Source organism: Algicola sagamiensis DSM 14643 (genome assembly GCF_000374485.1).
GTDB classification, from domain to species: Bacteria; Pseudomonadota; Gammaproteobacteria; order Enterobacterales; family Alteromonadaceae; genus Algicola; species Algicola sagamiensis.
In genome coordinates this window covers 101,462-115,747 of sequence record NZ_KB894501.1, presented here as the reverse complement: position 1 = coordinate 115,747, position 14,286 = coordinate 101,462, and the positions used below count along the sequence as shown (strand labels likewise).

Annotated in this window: 11 protein-coding genes; 1 reads left to right on the top strand and 10 read right to left on the bottom strand. The window is 43.0% G+C overall.

Features of this window, described 5'->3' with window-relative positions; translation table 11 throughout:
* Nucleotides 1–119: 119 nt before the first annotated feature.
* From C505_RS0115285 to C505_RS22570, 7 genes are all read right to left on the bottom strand, one after another.
* A complete protein-coding gene (locus C505_RS0115285; protein ID WP_018693507.1) occupies nucleotides 120–1,169 on the bottom strand; it encodes an SO_0444 family Cu/Zn efflux transporter in 1,050 nt (349 codons plus the stop codon).
* Between the two features lie 2 nt (nucleotides 1,170–1,171).
* The gene (gene zntR, locus C505_RS0115280; RefSeq protein WP_051090616.1) at nucleotides 1,172–1,573 is read right to left on the bottom strand and encodes a Zn(2+)-responsive transcriptional regulator; all 402 of its coding nucleotides are present in this window, start codon (nucleotides 1,571–1,573) and stop codon (nucleotides 1,172–1,174) included.
* 555 nt (nucleotides 1,574–2,128) lie between these two features.
* Nucleotides 2,129–3,238 (bottom strand): DUF1513 domain-containing protein, encoded by a 1,110-nt coding sequence (locus tag C505_RS0115275; RefSeq protein WP_018693505.1) that lies wholly within the window; start codon nucleotides 3,236–3,238, stop codon nucleotides 2,129–2,131.
* A 3-nt stretch (nucleotides 3,239–3,241) separates the two neighbouring features.
* The gene (locus tag C505_RS0115270; RefSeq protein WP_018693504.1) at nucleotides 3,242–4,342 is read right to left on the bottom strand and encodes an imelysin family protein; all 1,101 of its coding nucleotides are present in this window, start codon (nucleotides 4,340–4,342) and stop codon (nucleotides 3,242–3,244) included.
* Nucleotides 4,343–4,353: 11 nt separating this feature from the next.
* On the bottom strand, nucleotides 4,354–5,763 hold the full coding sequence (locus C505_RS0115265; RefSeq protein WP_018693503.1) for a di-heme oxidoreductase family protein: 1,410 nt from the start codon (nucleotides 5,761–5,763) through the stop codon (nucleotides 4,354–4,356).
* Nucleotides 5,763–7,361 carry a di-heme oxidoreductase family protein gene (locus C505_RS0115260; RefSeq protein ID WP_018693502.1) on the bottom strand — a complete coding sequence of 533 codons (1,599 nt, stop codon included), beginning with the start codon at nucleotides 7,359–7,361 and terminating at the stop codon, nucleotides 5,763–5,765. The genes C505_RS0115265 and C505_RS0115260 overlap by 1 nt, the downstream gene beginning before the upstream one ends.
* Nucleotides 7,362–7,442: 81 nt before the next feature.
* A complete protein-coding gene (locus C505_RS22570; RefSeq protein WP_018693501.1) occupies nucleotides 7,443–8,810 on the bottom strand; it encodes an imelysin family protein in 1,368 nt (455 codons plus the stop codon).
* A 394-nt stretch (nucleotides 8,811–9,204) separates the two neighbouring features.
* Between C505_RS22570 and C505_RS0115250 the strand changes: the two genes are divergently transcribed.
* Nucleotides 9,205–9,828, top strand: a complete 624-nt coding sequence (locus tag C505_RS0115250) for an OmpA family protein (RefSeq protein ID WP_018693500.1) — start codon at nucleotides 9,205–9,207, stop codon at nucleotides 9,826–9,828.
* A gap of 84 nt (nucleotides 9,829–9,912) precedes the next feature.
* Here C505_RS0115250 and mutT read toward each other — a convergent pair whose 3' ends face one another.
* The 3 genes from mutT to C505_RS0115235 form a co-directional block, all read right to left on the bottom strand.
* Nucleotides 9,913–10,302: an 8-oxo-dGTP diphosphatase MutT gene (gene mutT, locus C505_RS0115245; RefSeq protein ID WP_018693499.1), complete on the bottom strand. Its 390-nt coding sequence runs from the start codon at nucleotides 10,300–10,302 to the stop codon at nucleotides 9,913–9,915.
* 85 nt (nucleotides 10,303–10,387) lie between these two features.
* Nucleotides 10,388–13,081 carry a preprotein translocase subunit SecA gene (gene secA, locus C505_RS0115240; protein ID WP_018693498.1) on the bottom strand — a complete coding sequence of 898 codons (2,694 nt, stop codon included), beginning with the start codon at nucleotides 13,079–13,081 and terminating at the stop codon, nucleotides 10,388–10,390.
* Between the two features lie 178 nt (nucleotides 13,082–13,259).
* On the bottom strand, nucleotides 13,260–14,276 hold the full coding sequence (locus tag C505_RS0115235) for a M23 family metallopeptidase (protein ID WP_018693497.1): 1,017 nt from the start codon (nucleotides 14,274–14,276) through the stop codon (nucleotides 13,260–13,262).
* Between the last annotated feature and the right edge of the window lie 10 nt (nucleotides 14,277–14,286).

Genomic DNA, 14,286 nt, shown 5'->3' with positions numbered 1-14,286 from the left:
TTCTGTTCTCATAAACTTGCTACATTGTACCCATATAAATAAATGAAACCAATGCTAAGGTAGTGATATCAGAAATTTATCGGTAGTCAGATATTTTATCATTCAATATCATATAAATATTAGCTTTCCGATACCGTTTTCAGTAGGCCCCCCTTCTTTCTCAACCATTTCATGATAGAAATAATCATGAATACAGATAAGATGACTGCTGAGATAGTCTGAATTGGAGGTGAAACTATTTGCTGAACATCAGCCAGTTGCGCCTGAATATTTATAACATTTTCCTGAATAAGAAAATCCACAAATAGCCCAAATGCGAATGCACTTCCCACAAGCCCTGTGAGATAACCAACAAGCGATCGTTTACCTAACTCGTTACCAACAACTGCAAGCGTCGCAATATTCGTCGCAGGGCCGACCAACAGAAATACAAGTACCGCACCCGGAGAAACGCCTGAGACCAGTAATCCCGCAGCAATGGGTGTAGAAGCTGTCGCGCAGATGTACATCGGGATACTGACCAGCATAAGCGCTGTCATCGCAAATAAACCTTGCCCATATTCCATAATAAATTCTGGTGGTAAGTATACTTTTGCCGCTGCTGCAAAAGCGATCCCAATACTCAGCCACAGCCATATGTCATCGACGATATTGAACGCAGCATATCGCAGTCCATCACTGAACTTCTGAGGGATGGTTTGTTTCGTTTCTTCCTTTTTCCCGCCACAGCACTTTGACTTATTTTTTTGCTCTGTTATCGTAGGGCTCTCTTTCTTATCATCCATCGCATGAACCATCAAACCCGCGACAATTGCACTAAAAATCGCGACAAACGGTCGAATTGTTGCCATGAATGGCCCAAGTAAGGCGTATGAAACAGAGACACTGTCGACTCCAGTTTCAGGCGTTGCAATTAAAAATGAAGCGGTTGTGGATTTTGATGCACCTGATCGACGTATACCCATTGCTGCTGGGATGACACCGCACGAGCACAAGGGCAATGGCGCACCGATCAATGCAGCTTTGACAATATTCCATTTCGAATGGCCACCAAAATGCCTTTCCAGTTGATTCATCGGGACAAAGGCTTTGATCATCCCTGCAAAAAATAATCCAAGAATAAGCCAGGGTGCAGCGTCCAAAAATAATTCTACAAATGCAGAAACCATGTTTATTCCCCTTTTTCTATCGCAGACAAAATTGAGCAGTGTTCAGCAGACTCCTTTCCACCACAGCAGGATTGAACAAGTGTATGTAGAATACCATGAACCGTTTGCAAACTACTCAGCATGACCTCTACTTTATGTAACCGTTCTTCTGCGAGCGTTTTCACATCTTCGCATGACGCATCCATTTTGTTTTCCCAGATTAAAAGCAGGTCTCGAATATCTTCAAGCGAAAATCCAGCTTGTTTGCAATGTTTAATGAACATCATTTTCTTGATATCAGATGATGAGTACGTTCTATAACCATTATCAGGGTTTCGTAAGGATTTTATCAGACCTTTTTTTTCATAAAATCGAATTGTATCTGTTGTAACAGAACAATTTTCGGCCAATTCACCAATTCGCATCATCTACCTCGTTAAGAAACGTTATTCAAAAGTACCTTCAAAAAGCGCCAACGCCTATAGCATAAACCTTGGACTATACTCTAAGGTCAAGTCGAAATTGGATCATTTTCAGGAGTTTTATACTTAGAATGAAGTAAAGAAGTGGATTTTGCAGCTTGAGATAAGTAAATCTTACAAAGGTTGAATATCGCGAGAAGAAAATCTCGTGATATAAAGGTCAACGTTTAATGTGGCCTACAATGCCAACACCCTGAACATTCCAACTAAACACCCACAGGTAAAGTATAATACTCTTCAGCATTCCTAAATGAGCGCTCTACACCGCCAACAATCTATTGCAGTTCATCTTGTGGTATTTGCTCTAGTTGGGAGGTTTATGATTGCTTATGTCAATTTGAATCAGCGTGCTTTGGATCCATAAAAATTTCCTTGTATAGCCGAAGTAACCAAAGCCACTTGGGTATTGGCGAATCAGGGATAGTCATTAAAAAAAACGCCCCAATTGGGGCGCGCATCAACACTATCAAAAATGAATGTAAACCCAACTGTTTTTGTTTAGCTACTTTGATCCATCACACTCAAATGGTTATCCCAACGAACTTGAGGTGTACCTGTACGCCGAGTTCTGTTTTCTTCTAAATTGACTTGGGCTATTTCCCCCATCCCTGATGTAAATAAAAAACCGCCTCTATTTTGCCCTACACCAGCGCTATCCATTAAAGGTTGATGATGAGTAAAAGCTTGCATTTGCATATCCCAAAACGTAATGATGTTACCGCGCGGACATGTCACGGCTGCTTGATTCCCATCCTTTGAAAAACATAAGCTCGCCGTATATTGCTTCATTGCAATTTCCACCTCACGAGGTGGCCTCATATAGTGAAATGCTTTTTGCCCAAAGCGGTGTTGAAAAACCAGAGGAACATCGTCTTGACGATCGCCTTGGTACTGCATCCCAACAATCACATCCCCCAAGACTGACACATCCAAATGACGAATACTTAAGTGGTGATGTTCTGGCTCTATCAATTCAAGGATCTTACCGGATTGGATATCAATGTATGCGAGGTTTGGCCGCATAGTTGCGAGGTTCAACTTCTCCCTCGGTTTTGATGGGTGTGTCAAAATCCCACCATTCGCGACAACCATCATACTTGAGTCTGGGAGCATTTTACACTCATGAGGGCCAATCCCTCCACTTGCAAACTCATCTAGAATTTCGTAACTATGAGCGTCTCGCACAACGATGATACCACGCTGGTTGTCGAAGTCATTTTCTGTTGTAAAAAGCTTTGTTCCATCATGGCTAAAGCAACCATGACCAAAAAAATGCCTTCCATCTGCTGCCTGGATCTCTTTTGAAATAGTCCCTTGTGTAAAATCAAGTTCAAAAGCAAGATTGCCAGGACGTCTAGCAAAAATTAAAGCATGATTTGGTTTACTTGGATGTGGGCAAGAGCCATGACCACGAAGCGGTAAGGCCATTTGACATAATAATTCCCCCACAGCATTAAAGCCAGCGACAAAGTGACGACCGTCCTTGGTATCAAAACCACTGACGTAGGTGACTTTTTCTTTCTGAGATACAAACCAAACGCCAGAGGAAGCTGCTGCGACAGCTCCCAATGCAACTGATGTTTTTAGAAAATGACGACGACTCACCATCACTTAATCCCCATCAGTACTATTAAATGTCATGGTAAGCTCGGCAGCTGGCGCAAGTTCCGTTTCAAGTAATAACCTTAATTCCTGTAATAATGCAATCGATGACTGAATCGTTGCTTTTGAAGAACTATCAATCACTTGTGCATCGCTGAGTTTTGCAACTTCATTTTGAATTTCAACCAGCTTCTTATCAAATTTATTCGCAATCTCAGGGTGGTTCTTTTCTGTTGCAACGAAAGCTTTTAAGCCACTACGATAAAAATCAATTAAAGCTGAAATATTTGTTTTAACTGATTGAATTGACGTAGCACTTCCTAAGTTTTCAACAAGTTCAGAGTCATTCATGATCCTTTTAAGCTTCCGATCCTTCATGAGCTCAATCGTCACAATCAAGTCATTCACTGTTGTGTTCAATGCGACTTGAGTTGAGTAGAAGTCACCTTCCTTCTCATAAACATATTCTGAGTAATAGTCCTTGTTCTCAGGCAGCCATTTTGCCACTAAATAAGTTGAATGTGCTTGCAAGCGCTCTCCATAGCCTTTGGCTAAAGTACATCTTGCTTTTTGATCACTGGATGAAACCATTGCTGTCGACTGGCTAAAAAGAAGGTGCTCTAGTGCAGGCAACCCTTGTAAATAACTGTGAACTTTTTCAAGCGCTAAAGCTTCGCCTGATTCAATGTTTTTAATGAGATCATTAAGACCCTTTGCAATTGTTTTGGATGAACGTGTCGTAAAACCAGGATCTCCCCAATAGCTAATTTCATTTCCTACCTTTTTAACAGGGCCTAGTTGAATATGCTGAACAGCCTGCCAACTTTGATTTGCCTTTTTCCATGCACTTTGAGTTTGCTGTAAATCTGTCTGTGTCGGCTTTTCTTTTTCACAAAAGCCATCAATGTTAGACGATAACTGTTGTACCGCATTATTCAAAGCCTGATACCCAGGTACAATGTGACCCTTAGCTGTTTTTTGCAAAACGACTTGTTGTTTTGGATCGAGTGCAGCGCCATTTGGTTTACCACTATTGTTATTGTCATTACTTCCCCCACCACATGCAGTGAGAATGGATACGATTGACAAGGTTACACATGTTTTTTTCATCATCATACTTCTTAAATAGATTCTAAATAATGGATAAGTGCGACACGTTCTTTTTTTGATAAAGCACGCACTTGATTTCTTTGCTGCTCAGCTTCACCACCATGCCACAGAATTGCTTCCATGATTGTTTTCGCTCGACCATCATGTAAAAAGCCTGCGGAAGGAAACTGTTTTTGCTGTGTACCTATTCCCCAAAGCGGTGGTGTTCGCCATTCTTGTCCATTCGCTAAAAATTCTGTTGTTCCATCCGCCAGATCAGGGCCCATATCGTGGAGCGCTAAATCTGTAAATGGCCATATTTTCTGGTTCGCAAGCTCAGGGATTGGATAAGTTTGAGCCGTGGTATAACTGGGTTGGTGACAATGCTGACAACCTATTTTATAAAACAATGTTCGCCCCTGAATGGTTTGCGGCGACATCAAGTCACGTGCTTCAGGGACTGCCATAAGTTGATTAAAATACACGGTTGCATCGAAGCTCTGTTCCTGAACCTCATATTGGTGGCTTAGATTGGTACCATCAGTAGACTGCGCCACTTCCTGACAAAACAGCTGCTGTTTTGAGCATGGTTCTTCTTGAAAAAAACGATTGGTTAAACCAAGATCACCTTGAAATGCCCCACCTACTTGTTGCGCCAAAGTAGGATGCTTCGCTTTTAACCCAAAACGGCCAATCCTGATTTCGCCAGTTTCAATTTCAACGACACGATTCAAGCGCCCAGAAATTCCATCCTGGTTTTGATCTTCTGGATCTTCCAGAGCGACGAGTGCCTCTTCTGGAATTGCTTCGAGTAACCCCATTCCATAGACTACCGGCGCATAGCGAGGAGATAAACCATATCCTGGTTCAATGTTTCCATGAGACCAATTTGAAAAAGTAAAGATTGGTCGCTTCAGTGTGTATTTTTCTCCATCATCAAACTGTCCATGGATCGGCTCAAAGTGAACAGCTACTTTTGCTTCTGCTTGAAGCTTTCTATCAGCACTTTGAGCAGGGATTGCCATCGGCTGGAGTTGACCACCATAGACCGACTCTTTTTGCACTTCCTGACCATCTTTTTTAGCAACACGGAATAATACGGATGGTGTCATGATTGCATCTTCTGGCGCATATCCACGCCCACCACCACGGTGACAAGACATGCAAGAGCGTGCATTAAACAATGGCCCAACACCATCTCGAGCCGTGGTCGAACTAGGTGCAATCACCCAAGGTTGTTTAAAAGCTGCCCGCCCAAGCCAAAACTCCTTTTGCATCCTTTTGGATAAGTTCGCTGCTGGGACAATATAATTTCCAGAAGATTCTACTGATGCAGTCGTTTCGCCACCGGGTTGAAGTTCGGAAACATCAAATTTGGGGACTGGACTACACGCAGATAACCAGCTTGCAGCAAATAGAAGAATCAACGGGCAGCGACACATTACAGAGACCTCAGGAACACAAGCATTTGTTCTCGCTGTGATTTGTTCAATGCCTTAAACTTGTCACGTGATTTGCTTCCTTCACCACCATGCCACAAAATAGCTTCTTCAATTGTTCTGGCTCGGCCATCATGTAAAAAGGTTGCGCCTTTATTAACAGTTTGGACTAAGCCAAGTCCCCAAAGAGGTGCTGTCCGCCATTCGCTGCCAGATGCATCACCAAACGGACGGCCATCTGCAAGCCCATCACATGCCAATTTCCATGCACATTGCTCTCCTGAATCACATGTCAACTTCGTCTCAAGATCTTCTCGAACCACTTCACAACTTCCACCCATATCGTGAAGTAAGAGATCCGAAAACGGGAATATTATTTGATTAGATAAGTATTCTCTTGCTTTCGAAAGGTTGATTTCGCCATCACCAAGGTCACTGACTTTCGCCTGGCCAGTTTGAAATGATGGTTGATGACAGCTCGCACAGTCTGATTCAATAAATAATTTTCTGCCTGCTAGAACTTGCGGATCCCAAGTGGTTGTGTCTGCATCATAACCACGGCGATTTGGAACGGCAAGCATCCGCGTGTAGTGCTCAATGACGCGGAGTGTTTCATTTGTGATATCAACACCTGGCTCTTTCGCCGCGGCTTCTATACAGGCTTGTTGATTTTGAGTACAAGGTTCATCAGGAAATATCGAGCTTGTCTGTCCCATATCACCACGAAATGCTCCTGCACTTTGTTGCAAAACCGTCGCATTACCAAGTTTGTAACCAAAACGTGCAAGTTGCTTCTCTTTTGTTTTCCAGTGCGCAGCATATGCGGGGCGACCAGAAATGCCATCTTTATTTTTATCTTCTGGATCTGCATTCGCCAGAATCTGTTCATCTGGAATTGCTTCTAAAAGACCTGAGCCAAAGATAGATGGCGTAACACGTGGGGAGAAGCGTACATTCTCTTCAAAATCACCATATGCAGGATCTTTAATAAAATAAGTCGGCTTTCTCAGAGAGTATTCCGTTCCATCATCGTATTTTCCTTTCATTTCTTCAAACTCTATAAATGCGAACGCTTCCCCATAAACTTCTGATGAATCCAATGATCCTCTGTACTTAGGTAAACGCTTCTCACCGCCAGCTTGAGCAAAAGTTTGGAGCTGGCCACCGTATGTTTTTTCTGGCTCACCAAGGTGATTCGATACGCGTAAAAACATCGTTTCCATTGGCGCATCTACGCGACCTGGCACGCTCCCACGCCCATCACGAATGTGGCAACCACGGCAAGTGTCTGCATTCTTCAGTGGGCCTAAATGAGGTTGAGGATTACGAAATCGGTCATTGCCAACTTTAAAAGCCAATGCTGCTGCTGAAGCATCTGGATTGAGAGAGTGCTTTAGATCTCCAGTGAGTTGCTGGAATGCATTTTTATTGGTAAACGGCGTACTGTTCTGACCACCCGATAAATATTCTGTCGGTGCTGGCTTTTCGTTGAGTGTATCCGTTTTATTATTCTCTTGTTTTGGTGAGTCACTGCCACCACATGCGTTGATAAGGAAAATGGAAGACCATACGATCAACTGTTGTTTTTTTGAGAGTCTCATGATTTGCTACTACGTGTGTCACAATAGGAAAAGGCCCTTAGCAAGGGCCTTTATTACATCAAATAACGAAAATGGAGCCGATTATTGCAAGCCCAATTTCGCTGTCAGCGCTTCAATCGCTTTTTTCTGTTTTTCTAAAGAAGCAACAAGTGCCATGACCTGTGGGTTGTCTTTTTCTGTGATCAATAGATCAAATGGCTTCTTCGTATCTTTATGGGTCGCTAAGTCGCTGATTGCTTGAGCGTCCTTCATCGTTTGAGCCATTGCAGCTTGTAGCCTTTCCGCTTCTTTTGTTGCACCTGCTTTCTTTGCATAGTCAATCAGATTTGTGCCTTTCACTGTGCTGTACTTACCAAGGTAAACGTTTTGGATCCCTTGCGCATTCGTGAAAATATCGCGATGTGTATTATCGCTAAAGCAAGAATGCTCGTGCTCTTGGTTTTTGTTCTTCAGTGCTTCCTCAATGCGCTCGCCTTTCAACTCTCCACTTGTCAGCTCACCCATCCCCAAGAAGATCTTTTTCAGACCTACATCACCTGTTGCAACAAATTTGTGGAAATAGCTTTCTTTGTTTTCCGGATCCCAAGCGTCTCTAACCATTTTCAGGTCTTTCAACAAGAGTTCTGTCACGGCTAATAAATATTTACCTCGGCGTTCACAGATTTTTTTATCAACAGAAGTCGTTCCAGAGGTACATTCATCCGTTTTCTTATAATCAGTCACAGGGCGCTCGCCACCAATACTGTTGACAGCTGGATCTTTGACATCCTGCCCCCACAGTAAAAATTCAATCGCATGATAACCTTGCAATACATAGCGGTCATCCGCTGCACGATTTGGTTTGCCTGTTGCATCACCTTCATCATTTTTCGTATGACGGATATTTGCAGCAGTCACTTCAATCGTTAAATCTTGGATAAAGCTAGTTACTTTGATGTTTGGTTGCTCAACTGCAACAGTCTTATCTTCATCATTACGAATATCTTTGGATACATTGACGGTATAATCGATCGCAGCTTCGCCAAGTGGCCATGCATTCATGCGTCCTTCAGGGCCTTCACCTTCATCACCCATTTTTCCATCATCTTTTAAAGCATCAATTGGGCCTGAGCGGAAGCGATAGACTTCAGATTGACCATAGGGTTCACGTGCAGCAATCCATGCCTTTTTCGCTGCACCTAGGGTTTCAGCTGTTGGATTGCTGACAAATGCTTTGAGCTTTTCCTGAAGTGTCTTTACTGAATCAAAGGAGTCTGAATACACCTTGTAAGCAATATTTGCATTCGTTTCTAGGACTTCCGTCTTTAATGCGACAAGTGTTTTGTCATCATTGTTCTTTTTGCTGCCATTATCGTTGTTTTTGCTATCACTGCCACCACAAGCAACAAGAGTCGAGAGGCCAAGTGCTGCTGCAATAGCAAGTGAAGAGCGATTTAAGGAAAAGCGCATGCGTACTACCTATAAATTTGAATTCTATAAATTAGAATTGAATTGAGAATCATTTTTATTTGAGCAAGGATTGTACTAGCACAAAAGTATCATTTCAACCCATTAATTTGATCTACATCAACCAATCAAATGAGTCGAAATTGATTAAAAATCATTTAACATTTCATATCATTCTCTGTATATTTTTGAATATTTGATCGACCTGGGGGTCGCATTCATCTTGAGTTCAGGGAGTGTCGCTATAGTAATTTAAATAGAAAACAAAACTTGCTGAGTCATTGATGAAACAAACGGCTTGTCCCACGGTCTTATACCGCAGGCTGAATGACTTTAACATCTGCAATCTCATATTGATTTGAGCAGTTGAAAGTACAATATTTCGTAGAGGAAAGTTATGCAAAAAAAATTATCTCTTTGCTTAGTCGCTGCAATCGCTTTGTCTGGTTGCCAAATGAACAATACCCAAAAAGGCGCAACCATTGGTGCGATTTCTGGTGCTTTACTTGGTAAAGCAACGGGAAATCATAAAAATAAACGCGCAGTCATTGGTGCTGCGGTTGGTGCGATTGCTGGTGCTGCTGTCGGCGATTATATGGATAAACAGGAAGATCAACTTCGAGATGAGCTAAAAGAGACAGGTGTTGGTGTCCACCGTGAAGGGGATGAACTTCGCCTCGATATTCCTTCTGAAGTCACATTCGACATTAATAGAGCAAGCATTTCACCGCGTTTTTACCCGGTCTTGGATGATGTTGCTCGTGTCATGAAGCACTATGATAGAACGTATATCGTTGTTGAAGGGCACACTGATGACACAGGTGCGGCATCCTATAATCTTCAACTATCCCAAGCTCGCGCTCAGACCGTCAAAGGTTACCTGACCAGTCAAGCCATTATTCCTGCTCGGATCAGTACCTATGGTTTTGGTGAAACACGCCCTAAGGTTCCAAATAGCTCTAAAGAAAACCGCCGTATCAACCGCCGTGTTGAGATCCGGATCATTCCAAACGAAGGCTAACGATTTCCAGCCATTATTTAAGTAGCGACGGGGCTTCTCCGTCGCTCCCTTTCATCTACTCCGCCATTCAACACTTCAGATTTTCTATTGATAGCAAAGTAATTTATCAATAATGGGTTGATTTGCTTCAGGAAAATCCATCTGTGGCAATTGTGCTAGCTCAACCCAAGCAGATGCTTGTCCTTCACATCCAGCGGGTTCGCCTGAGAACACATCAATCGTATGAATATCGAGCCAAACCTGCTTATCCCCATAGTCGTGCTTGATGTCCATGAGCGGCTCGCTTTTTATCTCGAAGATCCCAACTTCTTCCATTAGCTCTCGAGATAGTGCTTCTTGGACTGTCTCCCCGCTCTCTACTTTTCCACCTGGAAACTCCCACTTTCCACCTTGATGCTTATCATCTGGGCGCTTTGTTAAAAAAATCTGTGTTCCTCGTCGAATAATACCAACTGCAACATGAACTTCTTTCATGCTCTCTCCTGCATTGATTCATTGCTTAGCCATAAAAAAACCGCCAAAAGGCGGCTCTTTTCATTTGTTTATTTTACACACCTGCTTAGGCTAGCTTGCCATGGCATTGCTTATATTTTTTACCAGAGCCACATGGACATGGGTCATTACGTCCGACCTTTTGCCCATCACGGAACACTGGACCACCTTCCGGTGAATCTGAGTGGCTTAAGTTTTGTTGCTGTTGAAGCTGCTCTGCACGCTCACGATTTTGGCGCTCAACTGCATCTACTTCTTCCTGCGCTCGAACTTCAACACGACTTAAAATACCAATGACTTCAGCGTACAAGTAATCGAACATGCCTTCGAATAGGACAAGAGACTCACGCTTGTATTCCTGCTTTGGATTCTTTTGCGCGTAGCCACGTAAGTGGATCCCTTGACGTAAGTGATCCATCGCAGCCAAATGCTCTTTCCAGTGCGTATCAAGACTTTGCAGCATCACTGCTTTTTCAAAATGACGGATGACTTCAGCACCAACGGCTTCTTCTTTATCACGATAAGCTTTGACAATTGACTCCAAGATACGCTCTCTGAGTGTTTCTTCATGTAGTTTGTCATCTTCATCGAGCCACTTCTGAACAGGCAACTGAATTGCAAAATCACTCTTCAATCTTTCTTCTAAACCTGGAATATCCCATTGTTCTTCCATGGAGCCCATCGGCATATGATCAGAAACTGTTGTTTGCACCACATCTTCACGATACTCATCGATTTGCGACGCAATATCTGTAGAAAGTAAGAGAGAATCTCTCAGCTTATAGATAATCATCCGCTGATGGTTTGCAACATCATCATACTCAAGAAGCTGCTTTCGAATATCAAAGTTACGCGCTTCAACTTTGCGTTGTGCATTTTCGATACTCTTATTCAACCAAGGGTGTTCAATCGCTTCACCACGTTGCATTCCTAGCTTTCTCATCATATTGGCAGTTCGCTCTGATGCAAAAATTCGCATCAATGGATCTTCCATAGAAAGATAGAAACGGGATGCACCAGGATCCCCTTGACGACCAGAACGACCTCGTAACTGGTTATCAATACGACGTGATTCGTGACGCTCAGTACCGATAATATGCAAGCCGCCTGCTTCAAGTACCACATCATGACGCTTCTGCCACTCTGATTTGGCATGGTCAATTTGTTGCTGAGAAGGCTCTTTCAGTTTATCCAGATCCGCAGCCAGGCTACCACCTAAAACGATATCTGTTCCACGACCTGCCATATTGGTTGCAATCGTTACTGCTGCTGGCTTACCTGCATCAGCAATGATCTCCGCTTCTTGTGCGTGGAATTTTGCATTCAGAACTTTATGTTTGATTTTGTCTTTCTTTAGAAAGTTCGACAATAGTTCTGATGACTCAATAGAAATTGTACCAACAAGGACTGGCTGCTTACGTGAAACACAATCTTTAATATCTTCAAGAATCGCTTCGTATTTTTCTTCCGCTGTGAGGTAAATCACATCTACGCGATCATCACGGATCATTGGGCGGTTGGTTGGGATAACCACCGTGTCTAGGCCGTAAATCTCTTGGAATTCGAATGCTTCTGTATCCGCAGTTCCTGTCATCCCAGCTAATTTGTCATATTGACGGAAATAGTTCTGGAAAGTAATGGATGCCAATGTTTGGTTTTCGTTTTGAATCGGTACGCCTTCTTTCGCTTCTACAGCTTGGTGAAGACCCTCCGACCAACGACGTCCTTCCATTGTCCGGCCTGTATGCTCATCAACAATGATGATCTCATTTTCTTTGACAATATAGTCAACATCTTTTTGGAATAAGTGATGTGCTCGAAGTGCGGCATAAACATGATGAAGTAAGCTGATGTTATTCGCAGAATAGAGAGAGTCATCTTCAGTAAGCAGACCTAATTCAATGAACAGCTCCTCAACACGGATTTGCCCGCGCTCAGTCAGATAAACCTGCTTCGCTTTTTCATCAATGGTAAAATCACCATCGCCCATTTCTCCCTCTTCATCTTCTTTATCCTGAAGAGTGAGGCTTGGGACGACAGTATTCACCTGAGTATAAAGTGCTGAGCTGTCTTCCGCTTGACCTGAAATAATGAGTGGTGTTCTTGCTTCATCAATAAGAATGGAGTCAACTTCATCGATAATCGCAAAAGACAAGCCACGCTGGACGCGATCTTCCTGGGCAAATGCCATATTGTCACGCAGATAATCAAAACCAAACTCGTTATTGGTACCATACGTTATATCAGCAGCATAAGCTTGCTGTTTCCCTGCTGGATCCATTCCTGAAAGGTTGCAGCCAACAGTCAGCCCCAAAAACTCAAAGAGAGCACGGTTCGTTTCTGCATCCCGCGATGCTAGGTAATCGTTCACAGTAATAATGTGAACTCCTTCGCCTGTCAGTGCATTCAGGTATGCTGGTAAAGTCGCGGTCAGCGTTTTACCTTCACCTGTACGCATCTCAGAAATACGACCTTGATGAAGGACCATACCACCTATCATTTGTACATCAAAATGACGCATCCCAAAGACACGCTTACTCGCTTCACGGACTACGGCAAAGGCTTCAGGCAGTATTTCATCTATTGTCGCACCATTCTCAAGCTTTTCTTTGAATGCTTGCGTTTTTGCCTTTAATTGCTCATCCGACAAGCTTTCGATTGTTGATTCAAGTGCATTTATCTCTTCGACTATCGTGCGTAATTTTCTTATGGTACGTTCATTACGGCTGCCGAATACTTTCGTTAATAACTTAGCTATCATGGCTCATTTACTGCCTGAGTGTTTTAAATCAATGTTTGTCATCGTGGCAAATCAGTCTATTGTTATTGCTCTTCGCGCACGGCTTCACTTTTATGTATTCGAAAATACCTGCTTTCACTAAATAAACAAGTATTTTTCGATATCACTTCAATGAAAGTGCTGAAATACCACACGTCCTTTATTTTCGCCGAACATAACTCAAAGGATTTACCTGTGAGCCACGACGGAGTACTTCATAATGTACATGAGGGCCAGTCGAACGGCCAGAGCTGCCCATTTTAGCAATCACCTGCCCTTTCGCAACTAAATCCCCTGATTTAACCAGTAGTTTTTGATTATGACCGTAACGGGTCACGATGCCGTTTCCATGATCAATTTCGATCATCCTGCCATAACCAAACCGCTGATCGGCCCAAGTGATCACCCCTGATCCCGTCGCAATGACATCACTGCCCAGCTTTCCAGCAAAATCCATACCTCGGTGCATTGTAGGCTGCTTGGTAAATGGATCCAAGCGCATACCGTAATATGAAGATAACCAACCTTGTGCGATTGGCAGTCCAGATACAACGGAATCCTTTTCTATATGGTGACGTGTTACCGCAGATTCAAGGAGTTTCAGTTGGAATTCTTTCTGGGAGACTGTTGCGGTAAGTTCATTGATATCAGTAAGCAATAGCGCTAAGTCATCTGTCGAGTCAATAAAGTCACCCGCAAAAAACTCCGAAGAGACATTTTCAAACTCCTGCTCCGGGATCCCAGCAATCGAAGCCAGTTGTTTTGACATCATATCTAACTGCTCGACTTTTGCTTGTAGTTCACCAGACTTCACCTTCAGCGCAAAGAGCTGCTGCTGTGCATTCTGCTGAACTTTTTTGAAAGAAGTACTTTGCTGATTTTGTTGCGCCAGTTGATATAAATGATGTTGATTTTTTGAAGACTTAGTAACCCACTGCTGTGTCAGCACAGCTGAAATCATCATCAGAAAAAAACCAAGGATAAGCCACTGCCACATTGGCAAAGCCATATTTGCATTTAACCCACCTTTGGGTTGTGTGTTATGATCCGACTTGGTGTGATGGTCCAGTTTGGGTTGATGATCCAAAAGCACCTTGGGAGAGTGATGGGTCGACTTAGAGAATTGCGTATTTTTCTTTTGACGCTTTAATTTTCTCTGCCGAGAAGACTTTTTCATTTTAGATTTT

Bases quoted from the DNA above. Each gene is read 5' to 3' on its own strand.
- C505_RS0115285 (WP_018693507.1), bottom strand. From the start codon at position 1,169: ATGGTTTCTGCATTTGTAGAATTATTTTTGGACGCTGCACCCTGGCTT.
- zntR (WP_051090616.1), bottom strand. From the start codon at position 1,573: ATGCGAATTGGTGAATTGGCCGAAAATTGTTCTGTTACAACAGATACA.
- C505_RS0115275 (WP_018693505.1), bottom strand. From the start codon at position 3,238: ATGGTGAGTCGTCGTCATTTTCTAAAAACATCAGTTGCATTGGGAGCT.
- C505_RS0115270 (WP_018693504.1), bottom strand. From the start codon at position 4,342: ATGAAAAAAACATGTGTAACCTTGTCAATCGTATCCATTCTCACTGCA.
- C505_RS0115265 (WP_018693503.1), bottom strand. From the start codon at position 5,763: ATGTGTCGCTGCCCGTTGATTCTTCTATTTGCTGCAAGCTGGTTATCT.
- C505_RS0115260 (WP_018693502.1), bottom strand. From the start codon at position 7,361: ATGAGACTCTCAAAAAAACAACAGTTGATCGTATGGTCTTCCATTTTC.
- C505_RS22570 (WP_018693501.1), bottom strand. From the start codon at position 8,810: ATGCGCTTTTCCTTAAATCGCTCTTCACTTGCTATTGCAGCAGCACTT.
- C505_RS0115250 (WP_018693500.1), top strand. From the start codon at position 9,205: ATGCAAAAAAAATTATCTCTTTGCTTAGTCGCTGCAATCGCTTTGTCT.
- mutT (WP_018693499.1), bottom strand. From the start codon at position 10,302: ATGAAAGAAGTTCATGTTGCAGTTGGTATTATTCGACGAGGAACACAG.
- secA (WP_018693498.1), bottom strand. From the start codon at position 13,081: ATGATAGCTAAGTTATTAACGAAAGTATTCGGCAGCCGTAATGAACGT.
- C505_RS0115235 (WP_018693497.1), bottom strand. From the start codon at position 14,276: ATGAAAAAGTCTTCTCGGCAGAGAAAATTAAAGCGTCAAAAGAAAAAT.